The organism is Methylobacterium sp. J-001 (genome assembly GCF_022829565.1).
Taxonomy (GTDB): domain Bacteria; phylum Pseudomonadota; class Alphaproteobacteria; order Rhizobiales; family Beijerinckiaceae; genus Methylobacterium.
Genome location: NZ_JAKSYN010000184.1, coordinates 25,088 through 34,305, shown reverse-complemented (window position 1 = coordinate 34,305; position 9,218 = coordinate 25,088). Strand labels below are relative to the sequence as shown.

Here is a 9,218-nt window from a genome sequence, read left to right as displayed (position 1 = left end):
GGGTCGCCGCGGGGATCGGATCCCGCGCGTATCTGGCCGACACCTGGGTCCCCGCGGCGTCCCGCGTCCCTCGTGCTGGGTCTGTGATTGGTTCTCTTGGGCCATGCCCCCGGCGCCGCGAGGCGGGTGGGGACGATGACGCATCTCTGATAGAGACCGTGGCAGACCCGAAACATTGACGTTCGCCCGGCGGGCTGCCATCCGCCCGTCCGACATGTCCGCCCGCGGCACCGCTGAGTTCTGAACACAATGACAGACCTGATCGAGACGATCCGCCGGACGCTCGTGCCGATCCACAAGGAGGGCTATCCCTTCATCCTGATCGGCATCGTGCTGACGGTGCTGGCCGGCTACTTCTCGCAGTTCTTCGGCTGGATCTTCCTGATCCTCACCCTCTGGGTCTGCTACTTCTTCCGCGACCCGGAGCGGATCACCCCGGTGGCCGAGGGGCTGGTGGTCTCGCCCGCGGACGGGCGCGTCAACCTGATCGCCACCGTGCTGCCGCCCCCGGAGCTGGACCTGCCGCAGGTGCCGACCTTACGCGTCTCGGTGTTCATGAACGTGTTCGACTGTCACGTGAACCGGGTGCCGGTCTCCGGCCGGATCGGCCAGATCCACTACACGCCGGGCCTGTTCCTCAACGCCGAGCTCGACAAGGCCAGCGACGACAACGAGCGCAACGGCATGGTCATCGAGACCAGCCATGCCGGGCAGGCCAAGCGCGTCGGCGTCGTGCAGATCGCCGGGCTGGTGGCGCGGCGGATCGTCGGGTTCGTCTCGGCCGGCGACACGCTGGGGGTGGGCGAGCGGTTCGGGCTGATCCGGTTCGGCTCGCGGGTCGACGTCTACCTGCCGGCCGGCGCCACCGTGCTGGTCGGGCTCGGCCAGAAGGCGGTGGCCGGCGAGACGGTGCTGGCCGATCTCGGCGGCGGCCCGGGGCGGCAGTTCAAGCGGATCTAGACGATCATGGACGACCTGTTCCCGCCCTTCGCGCCCGATCCGAACGAGCCGCGCCCGCGCCGGTTCAAGCCGGTGCCGTTCCGGATGATCGCGCCCAACATGATCACCCTGATGGCGCTCTGCCTCGGGTTGACGGCGATTCGGCTGGCCTTCGAGGGCAAGTTCGAGCCCGCCGTCATCGCCGTGGTGGCGGCCGGCGTGCTCGACGGCATCGACGGCCGGGTGGCCCGCCTGCTCAAGGGCACGTCCCGGTTCGGGGCGGAACTCGATTCGCTCGCCGACTTCGTGAATTTCGGCTGCGCCCCGGCGCTGATCCTCTACGGCTTCGCGCTGTTCCACCTGAAATCCGCCGGTTGGATCGTGGCGCTGATCTTCGCCATCGCCATGGCCCTGCGGCTCGCCCGCTTCAACGCCATGCTGGACGACCCGAACCGGCCGGACTGGAAGAAGGACTTCTTCGTCGGCATGCCGGCGCCGGCCGGCGCGCTGACCGCGATGCTGCCGCTCTACCTGCACTTCCTCGGCTTCGGCGCCGAGGGCTGGGCCGCCCCGGCGATCCTGATCTACGTCCTGGCCATCGCGTTGCTGGTCGTCTCCACGGTCCCGACCTTCTCGGGCAAGACCATGGGCAAGCGCGTGCCGCGCAGCCTCGTCCTGCCGATCTTCCTGTTCGGGGTCGCGGCCTTCGGCATCCTGATCAGCTACCCGTTCGAGGCCCTGGTGGCGGTGAGCGGCGGCTACCTGCTGACCATCCCGGTGGTCGCGGCCCAGTATCGCCGCCGGGCCAAGGCCGAAGCGGCCACCCTGATCGAGGAGCCGCCAGGGCCGGCGATCAGCGGGGGATAGACCGGACCGAGACGCTGGCCTTCGCCGGCGCTTCGCCTAGGTTCGCATTACGATCTTGGCGGGGGACGGCGCATGCTCGAAGAGTTCAAGAAATTCGCGCTGCGCGGCAATGTCGTCGATCTCGCGGTCGGCGTGATCATCGGCGCCGCCTTCGGGGCGATCGTCAATTCCGCCGTGCAGGATCTGTTCATGCCGGCGATCGGCGCGCTCACCGGCGGGCTCGATTTCTCGAACTACTACATCCCGCTCTCGTCCAAGGTGCAGGCCGGGCTGCCCTACGCGGATGCCAAGAAGCAAGGCGCCGTCTTGGGTTACGGCCAGTTCCTGACCCTGACCCTCAATTTCCTGATCGTCGCTTTCGTGCTGTTCCTGGTGATCCGGGCCATGAACAAGCTGCAGCACGCCGAGGCCAAGAAGCCCGAGGCGGTGGCCGAGATCCCGGCGGATGTGAAGCTCCTGGCGGAAATCCGCGATCTGCTGGCGGTGAAGCCGCGGGTTTAGGGCTCAGCGCTTGGGCTTGTCGTCGCCATCCGGCTTTACCCCGAGGGCGTCCAGGATCTGGTCGAGGGCTTGCCCCACCGCGCCGGTGCCCTCTTCGTGGGTCTTCAGCCGGGTCTCGAGCCGGCGGATCTGCGGCTCGAACGCATCCGGCACCGGATCGTCCCCGAGGAAGCGGGGCTTGTCGGTGCCGACGGGCAATACACCGCGCAGCTGCTGGCCGAGGTGATCGCGCACCGGTTCCGGCAGGGTCGCGCCGGGGTCGCTCGAATCCTGGCTCATGGTCGCCTCACAGGTCTGTTGGCGGATCAACGGCTTCGCCGCAGAACCGTTGCGCAGCCGCTGGCGGCGCACAACGGACGGGCCCCGGAGCGGGTGCTCCGGGGCCCGATGGGCCGGTGCGGGACCGGCCCGCGCGATCAGTCGATGACCTCGACGATCCGGTGGCCGCGATCGACCAGCACCGGGCGGTCGTTCACCACGGTGTAGCGGTAGCCCGGCTGCACGCGGTACTCGGTCGGGACGTCGTAATACGTGACGCCGGAGGCCGGCAGGGTGGAGCCGACGGCGACGCGGCCGTCGTAATCGTACGAGCGGACGTTGCGCTCGCGGACGTAGCTGCGGAAGCGCGGCGCCATGTCGACGCCGAGGATGCCGCCAACCGTGCCGGTGGCCGCGCCGACCGCGCCGCCGACGATGCCGCCGATCGGGCCGGCCGCGTCGTTACCGGCGGCTGCGCCGCGCTCGGCACCCGGGATGGTGCCCTGGGCCTGGGCCGCGAGCGGCAGGGACAGGGCGAGGACCGAGGCGGCGATCATGGTCTTGAAGGTCATGCGGGACATCTCCGTTCCGTGGCGTTCCGCCGCAGCAAAGGCAGCGAAGCTCGGGCCGGTAACGCCCGATCCCCGGAATCGGATGCATCCTTTTTTCAGCGCGACGCGCCGAAGACAACGCAGCCCAGAGTTTACTAAGCGTCCTTGGGCATCGCCGACTGGATGAACCGGTCGGAGCCGAGATCCTCCTCGTCGTAGCCCAGGAGCTCGGCCAGCCGGCCGCGGGCGCGGCTGACCCGGCTCTTCACGGTGCCGACCTTGCAGCCCATGATCGTGGCGGCCTCCTCGTAGGAGACGCCCTCGGCGCCGACCAGCACGAGCGCCTCGCGCTGATCCGGCGGCAGCTTGGCCAGGGCCGATTGCAAATCCTCGACGTCGAGCCGGTCGCCCTGGTGCGGTGCCGTGGCCAGCCGGGCCGCGTAGGAGCCGTCCTGGTCCTCGACCTCGCGGACCCGCTTGCGGTGATCCGAGTAGAAGATGTTGCGCAGGATCGTGAACAGCCACGCGTTGAGGTTCGTGCCCGGCTGGAACCGGGCGCGGTGCTGCCAGCCCTTGAGCAGGGTGTCCTGGACGAGATCGTCCGAGCGAGCGGGGTTCGACGTCAGCGACAGCGCGAAGGCGCGCAGCGACGGCACCGCGGCGAGCAGGCCGTTGCGGAATTCCGGCTCGATCGCCTCGCCCCGGGCGCGCAGCGCCGCCTCCAGCTTCTCCAGCAGGTCGGAGAAGCGGGACGGCAGGATCTCCTCGCCGATCCGCTCGTAGACGGTGCGCAGGTGCTCGCCGAGATGCGTGCGGATGTTCGGGGCGAGGTTCGGGCGGCCATCCCGAAGCCCGTCCTCTTGGGAGTCCTCTTGGGACAGGACGGTGTCGGTCTCGTCGCGGCTCATGCGTATCGTGCTCGTCAGCTCATCGTGGCTCGACCTGCGGTCCGGACCGGTCGAGGCGGATCGCTTGCCGGCCGAACTCCCCCTCAAGTCCGGTCGATGCTCTCCTATTGCAGGCGTTCTAGCGCATTGGGGGCGTGCATGCACCCTCGCCCAGACCCGACTTAAGAAGCCCCGGCCGGTCTCAACAGGCGGATAGCCCCGTCCCGCAGAGTCAGGACATCGCCGCGCGCGAGATCGGTCCAGCGCTCGTCCCGGGTCAGCGCCTGGGTGGCGACCACCGTGACCACGTCGTTCTCGGTCGTTTCCCGCGCGAAATCGACCTGCCAGTCCTCGTCGATCAGGGTGGCGGTGCCGAACGGCGCCCGGCGGGTGAGGTAGCAGAGGCGCTTGCCGCAATGGGCGTAGAGGGTGCGGCTATCCGTCAGCAGCATGTTGAACACACCCAGCGTGTGCAATTCGCCCGCGAGGTCGGCCACGGCCCGGTCGAGGGTCGCAGGCCGGGGCAGGGCCTGGAACCGCGCCTGGAGGCGCCCCAGCATCCAGCAGAAGGCGTGCTCGCTGTCCGTTGAGCCGATCGGCATGAAGCTGCCGAGCGGCAGCCGCTTCACGCCCTTGAGCTGGCCGTTATGCGCGAAGGTCCAGCGGCGGCCCCACAATTCCCGCGCGAACGGGTGGGTGTTCTCCAGGCTGACACGGCCGCGATTGGCCTTGCGCACATGCGCGACGACGATGCGGCTCTTGATCGACATGTCGCGCAGCAGCCGGGCCAGCTGCGAGCGCGAGCTCGGCTCGGGCTCGTGGAAGCTGCGGCAGGTCCGCCCGTCATAGAAGCTGATGCCCCAGCCATCGGCATGGGGCCCGGTATCGCCGCCGCGCCGGGCGAGTCCGGCGAACGAGAAGCGGATGTCGGTCGGCACGTTGGCGCTCATGCCGAGCAGTTCGCACATCGAAATAAAGCCGGGGCCAGGCGGGGAAGGGGCGACGTTTAGAGTGCGTAACGCCGAAGTGGAAGACGGATCGGCGAAAGAGCGTCGGTCACGACACTGTGTTGGCGTCGTCCGCCACCCGGACGACGGATTTCGTCGGCCTCACCGTGCCAGATAATCGGTCAGCGTCATCCCGAACATGATGGCGACCCAGAAGAAGCCGAGCCCGGAGAACAGCCGCACCAGCGGCGGCTCGTGGATCACCTCCATCGAAACTAAGAGGATCAGCGCCACCATCACGGCGACGACCAGGAGTTCGACGATCCACACCTGCGCGAAGGGCAGGGTGGCCCCCAGGGTGACGTTGACGGCGAGGAGCGCCAGCAAAGCCAGGAAGGTCAGCACCGGCGTGCGCAGCCGCCGCCGGAGCAGGGCGCGGTCGTCGGCGCTCAGGGTCGCGAGGGGATTGCGCATCCTACCGGTTCACCACGTAGAGAATCGGGAAGGCCAGGATCCAGACCAAGTCGATGAAGTGCCAATACAGGCCGTAGACCTCGATCCAGTTCTGGTGCCGGGACAGGAAGCCGGCCTTGGCGGCCAGCCAGGTCATGCCGAGCAGGAGCGCGATGCCGGTGAACAGGTGGACCGCGTGCAGGATCGTGGCGACGTAGTAGAGGTTCACGAACAGCCGCGCCGGTGGAGTCTCGACGAGCACGAAGGGCCGGCTGCTCAGGAACGGCATCATGTGCTCGGCCCAGTCGGCGTAGTATTCGTAGCCCTTGAGCACCAGGAACAGGCCGCCGAGCGCCGCGGTCGCCAGCATCGCCCGCACCATGGCGCGCTGCCAGCCGATGCGCGAGAACTCGATCGCCATCGACATGGTCAAGCTGGAGCAGATCAGCACCACGGTGTTGGTGGCGCCGATCCAGAACTTGAGATGCTTTGCCGCCGCGATCGTGGCTTCGGGGTGCAGGATCCGGGTGATCAGCGCCACCAGAAACAGCGCGGAGAACAGCAGCAGCTCGGTGATCAGCCAGGCCCAGATGCCCAGCGTTGCGGCGGCGCGCTGCTGGTCCACGGTCTCGAAATGCCCGACGCGGGCGACCCCGACGCCGTCTGCAAGCCCCTCGCTCATCCGTGCTGGTCCTGGGCTTCCTGCGCCTGGATCGGGTAGTCGTACGGGATGCGCGGCACCGCCGGGGGCGACAGGAAATTGTGCTTGGGCGGCGGCGAGCCGGTCTCCCATTCGAGCCCCTTGGCGTTCCACGGGTTGGCGGGCGCCTTGCGGCCGAACCACAGGGAATAGACCAGATAGAGCATCGGGAAGATGTAGCCCGCGGCCAGGATCGTGGCGCCGGCCGAGGACAGCACGTTGAGCAGCTGGAACTCGGCCGGGTAGGTCGCGTAGCGCCGGGGCATCCCGAGATAGCCCAGGATGAACTGCGGGAAGAAGGTGACGTTGAAGCCGATGAAGATCAGCACCGCCGAGACCCGGCCCCACGGCTCGCTGTACATCCGGCCGGTGAATTTCGGCCACCAGAAGTGCAGGCCGCCCAGGAAGGCCAGCACCGTGCCCCCGACCATGATGTAGTGGAAATGCGCGACCACGAAGTAGGTCGCGTGGATGTGCTGGTTGATGGCCAAGGTCGCGAGATAGAGGCCCGTGAGCCCGCCAAGCACGAACAGCCCGATATAGCCCATCGCGTAGAGCATCGGCGTGTCGAGCCGTAAGCTGCCCTTATGGATCGTGGCGGTCCAGTTGTAGACCTTGACCGCGGACGGCACCGCCACCGCGAAGGACAGGGCGGAGAACACCAGGGAGGCCAGGTCGCTCTGGCCGTTGACGAACATGTGGTGGCCCCAGACGAAGAAGGTCACCGAAGCGAGCCCGATCGACGCGTAGGCGACGAACCGGTAGCCGAACAGCTTCTTCTGCGCGAAGGCCGGGACGATCTCCGAGATCACCCCCATGCCGGGCAGGACCATGATGTACACGGCCGGGTGCGAGTAGAACCAGAACAGGTGCTGGAACAGCACCGGGTCGCCGCCATAGGCCGGATCGAACACGCCGATATGGAAGCCGCGCTCCATGATCAGCAGGATCAGCGCCGTCGTGATCACCGGCGTAGCGAGCAGGAAGATCAGGCTGGTGGCGTAGTGGGTCCAGACGAAGATCGGCAGCTTGAACCACGTCATGCCGGGCGCCCGCATGGTGTGGATCGTGACCACGAAGTTGAGACCGGTGAGAATCGACGAGAAGCCCACGATGGTCACGCCGATCAGAGCCGGCAGGACCCAGGTGTTCGAGAAGGCGGTGGAGAGCGGCGCGTAGAAGGTCCAGCCGGTGTCGACGCCGCCCAGCACCAGAGAGACCAGGGTGAAGAACGCCCCGGTCATGAAGATGTACCAGCTCGTCAGGTTGAGCTTGGGGAACGCCAGATCCTTGGCGCCGATCATCAGCGGGATCAAAAAGTTGCCGAAGGTCGCCGGGATCGACGGGATTAGGAAGAACCACACCATCACCACGCCGTGGATGGTGAAGGCCTTGTTGTAGGTGTCGTTGGTCATGATCGCGCCGTTCGGCACGATGAGGGCCAGCCGGACCACGCCGGCGGCCACCGCTCCGATCACGAAGAAGCCGGTGATCGAGGTCAGGTACAGGATCGCGATGCGCTTGTGGTCGGTGGTGAGGAACCACGAGCGCAGGGTCGAATCCGCGTGGAGATAGTCCGCCTTGCGCCCGAGGGTGGCCTCCGGCGCGTGCGGCTCGCGGCGGGCCGTGCCGCCGACGCTGCCCGTTGCGCTCATGGTGTCGCCTTTGATTGGGTCGGCCAACGGTTCCGGAGAAGAAGGCCGAGCGTCAGATTGATCGCGCGCTTCTCCCTCCCCCATCTGCGGGCTAGCGGACCCACACTTCGCATTCGGCAGTACGTGATGGAAACACGACGCGTTTTCCCCTCCCCCTTGCGGGGAGGGGTTAGGGGTGGGGGTGGTGCAGGATCGAACGTCACGGTGCCTTCTGAGCCACCCCCACCTCCAACTCCTCCCCGCAAGGGGGAGGAGTGCGCGTTCTGCCGTCCACAAGCCGATGTGTGAACATCGTAGTCTCTGCGGGGAAGGGGGGGCCCCGAAGGGGGTTGGGACAGGGGCGGCGCGACGGTGCAGGATGGGGTTGGCGTCGCAACCTCTCCGGACCCTCGCTGACGCGAGGCCCACTCTCCCCCGCAGAGGGAGGGAGGAGACCGGCGCGCGCTACGATCCGACGGCCGGATGCCCACGGTGACGCAGATCATCATCGTGTCGCGTCCGCGGCCTTGCCGGAGGCCGGCGCCGTGTAGGATTTCAGGAAATCGATGAGGCGGCCGAGTTCGTCCTCCGGGATTCGCCCGGCGAAGCTCGGCATGACCTGCTTGTAGCCCTCGGCGAGCCGGTCGCCGTTCGGGTTCAGGATCTTTTCGCGCAGCCAGGTCTCGTCGGCCGTCACCGTGCGGCCGTCGGCGAGCTTTACCGGGCTGCCGTAGAGCCCGACGAGGCTCGGGGCCTTCACGGCCGAGCCGGGATCGTGGCAGCCGGCGCAGCCATAGGCCTCGTAGAGGGTGCGGCCGGCCGCGACCTTGCTCTGCTGCGCGCCGGCATGGGTCAGCCAGTCCTGGTAGTCGCCGGGGTTCATGAAGGTGACCTCGCCGCCCATCACGGAATGGTCGGTGCCGCAATATTCCGAGCAGTAGAGGTGATAGGTGCCGATCTTGTCGGCCTTGAACCACAGGTCGGTGTAGCGGTCCGGCAGGGCGGCGACCTGCAGGCGCACCGCCGGCAGGTAGAGGGCGTGGATCACGTCCTGGCTGATGATCCGCAGGCGGATCGGCTGCCCGATCGGCAGGTGCAGGTTGTTGATCTCGGCCTGGCCGGTGGGATGCTGGAACTTCCACATCCATTGCCGGCCGATCGCCTCGATCACCATCGCGTCGGGCGGCGGGTTCCGCGAGGCCACGTACAGCCGCGCCCCCCAGACGAAGAAGATCAGCGTCAGCAGGAACGGGATCAGCATCCAGCTGATCTCGATCAGGTTGGAGCGGATGCCTGATGGCTGCCGGTCCGCCTCTGAACCCTCCCGGTAGCGCAGGGCGAAGTAGGTGATCGCCACGAAGACCGGGACGGTCAGCAGCAGAGTCAGGATCGTGAAGGCCAGGATCAGCAGGTCGGTCTCGGACGCGGTGGCCGAGACGGCGGCGGGCCAGAGTTCGAGGGCGGCGTGGTTCGGCGTCATG

11 protein-coding genes are annotated in these 9,218 nt (G+C 67.6%); 3 read left to right on the top strand and 8 right to left on the bottom strand.

Features of this window, described 5'->3' with window-relative positions:
* The first annotated feature begins 249 nt into the window (after window positions 1–249).
* The 3 genes from MKK65_RS22485 (at window position 250) to mscL (ending at window position 2,307) form a co-directional block, all read left to right on the top strand.
* Complete coding sequence (locus MKK65_RS22485) at window positions 250–960, top strand: phosphatidylserine decarboxylase (protein WP_243960286.1); 711 nt, start codon at window positions 250–252, stop codon at window positions 958–960.
* A 6-nt stretch (window positions 961–966) separates the two neighbouring features.
* Window positions 967–1,806: a CDP-alcohol phosphatidyltransferase family protein gene (locus tag MKK65_RS22480; RefSeq protein ID WP_058190701.1), complete on the top strand. Its 840-nt coding sequence runs from the start codon at window positions 967–969 to the stop codon at window positions 1,804–1,806.
* 72 nt (window positions 1,807–1,878) lie between these two features.
* On the top strand, window positions 1,879–2,307 hold the full coding sequence (gene mscL, locus MKK65_RS22475; RefSeq protein ID WP_243960285.1) for a large conductance mechanosensitive channel protein MscL: 429 nt from the start codon (window positions 1,879–1,881) through the stop codon (window positions 2,305–2,307).
* A 3-nt stretch (window positions 2,308–2,310) separates the two neighbouring features.
* Here the strand turns inward: mscL and MKK65_RS22470 are convergent, their stop codons facing one another.
* The 8 genes from MKK65_RS22470 to coxB all read right to left on the bottom strand — a co-directional run bounded on the left by MKK65_RS22470 (window position 2,311) and on the right by coxB (window position 9,217).
* Complete coding sequence (locus tag MKK65_RS22470; protein WP_058190733.1) at window positions 2,311–2,586, bottom strand: hypothetical protein; 276 nt, start codon at window positions 2,584–2,586, stop codon at window positions 2,311–2,313.
* A gap of 137 nt (window positions 2,587–2,723) precedes the next feature.
* Window positions 2,724–3,137: a DUF1236 domain-containing protein gene (locus MKK65_RS22465; RefSeq protein ID WP_243960284.1), complete on the bottom strand. Its 414-nt coding sequence runs from the start codon at window positions 3,135–3,137 to the stop codon at window positions 2,724–2,726.
* Between the two features lie 134 nt (window positions 3,138–3,271).
* A complete protein-coding gene (locus MKK65_RS22460) occupies window positions 3,272–4,024 on the bottom strand; it encodes a NepR family anti-sigma factor (protein ID WP_243960283.1) in 753 nt (250 codons plus the stop codon).
* A 161-nt stretch (window positions 4,025–4,185) separates the two neighbouring features.
* Window positions 4,186–4,971 carry a class II glutamine amidotransferase gene (locus tag MKK65_RS22455; RefSeq protein ID WP_243960282.1) on the bottom strand — a complete coding sequence of 262 codons (786 nt, stop codon included), beginning with the start codon at window positions 4,969–4,971 and terminating at the stop codon, window positions 4,186–4,188.
* A 141-nt stretch (window positions 4,972–5,112) separates the two neighbouring features.
* Window positions 5,113–5,424 (bottom strand): hypothetical protein, encoded by a 312-nt coding sequence (locus MKK65_RS22450; RefSeq protein ID WP_058190695.1) that lies wholly within the window; start codon window positions 5,422–5,424, stop codon window positions 5,113–5,115.
* A 1-nt stretch (window position 5,425) separates the two neighbouring features.
* Window positions 5,426–6,085, bottom strand: coding sequence for a cytochrome c oxidase subunit 3 (locus MKK65_RS22445; protein ID WP_058190694.1), 660 nt, complete (start codon window positions 6,083–6,085; stop codon window positions 5,426–5,428).
* The gene (locus tag MKK65_RS22440; RefSeq protein ID WP_243960281.1) at window positions 6,082–7,758 is read right to left on the bottom strand and encodes a cbb3-type cytochrome c oxidase subunit I; all 1,677 of its coding nucleotides are present in this window, start codon (window positions 7,756–7,758) and stop codon (window positions 6,082–6,084) included. Before MKK65_RS22440 ends, MKK65_RS22445 begins: the two co-directional genes overlap by 4 nt.
* A 484-nt stretch (window positions 7,759–8,242) precedes the next feature.
* A complete protein-coding gene (coxB, locus tag MKK65_RS22435; protein ID WP_243960280.1) occupies window positions 8,243–9,217 on the bottom strand; it encodes a cytochrome c oxidase subunit II in 975 nt (324 codons plus the stop codon).
* Window position 9,218: the final 1 nt, after the last annotated feature.

What these genes read in the sequence shown, in the direction of transcription:
- MKK65_RS22445 (WP_058190694.1), bottom strand. Translation starts at nt 6,085, where the DNA reads ATGAGCGAGGGGCTTGCAGACGGCGTCGGGGTCGCCCGCGTCGGGCAT.
- MKK65_RS22440 (WP_243960281.1), bottom strand. Translation starts at nt 7,758, where the DNA reads ATGAGCGCAACGGGCAGCGTCGGCGGCACGGCCCGCCGCGAGCCGCAC.
- MKK65_RS22465 (WP_243960284.1), bottom strand. Translation starts at nt 3,137, where the DNA reads ATGACCTTCAAGACCATGATCGCCGCCTCGGTCCTCGCCCTGTCCCTG.
- MKK65_RS22450 (WP_058190695.1), bottom strand. Translation starts at nt 5,424, where the DNA reads ATGCGCAATCCCCTCGCGACCCTGAGCGCCGACGACCGCGCCCTGCTC.
- MKK65_RS22480 (WP_058190701.1), top strand. Translation starts at nt 967, where the DNA reads ATGGACGACCTGTTCCCGCCCTTCGCGCCCGATCCGAACGAGCCGCGC.
- MKK65_RS22485 (WP_243960286.1), top strand. Translation starts at nt 250, where the DNA reads ATGACAGACCTGATCGAGACGATCCGCCGGACGCTCGTGCCGATCCAC.
- mscL (WP_243960285.1), top strand. Translation starts at nt 1,879, where the DNA reads ATGCTCGAAGAGTTCAAGAAATTCGCGCTGCGCGGCAATGTCGTCGAT.
- MKK65_RS22455 (WP_243960282.1), bottom strand. Translation starts at nt 4,971, where the DNA reads ATGTGCGAACTGCTCGGCATGAGCGCCAACGTGCCGACCGACATCCGC.
- MKK65_RS22460 (WP_243960283.1), bottom strand. Translation starts at nt 4,024, where the DNA reads ATGAGCCGCGACGAGACCGACACCGTCCTGTCCCAAGAGGACTCCCAA.
- coxB (WP_243960280.1), bottom strand. Translation starts at nt 9,217, where the DNA reads ATGACGCCGAACCACGCCGCCCTCGAACTCTGGCCCGCCGCCGTCTCG.
- MKK65_RS22470 (WP_058190733.1), bottom strand. Translation starts at nt 2,586, where the DNA reads ATGAGCCAGGATTCGAGCGACCCCGGCGCGACCCTGCCGGAACCGGTG.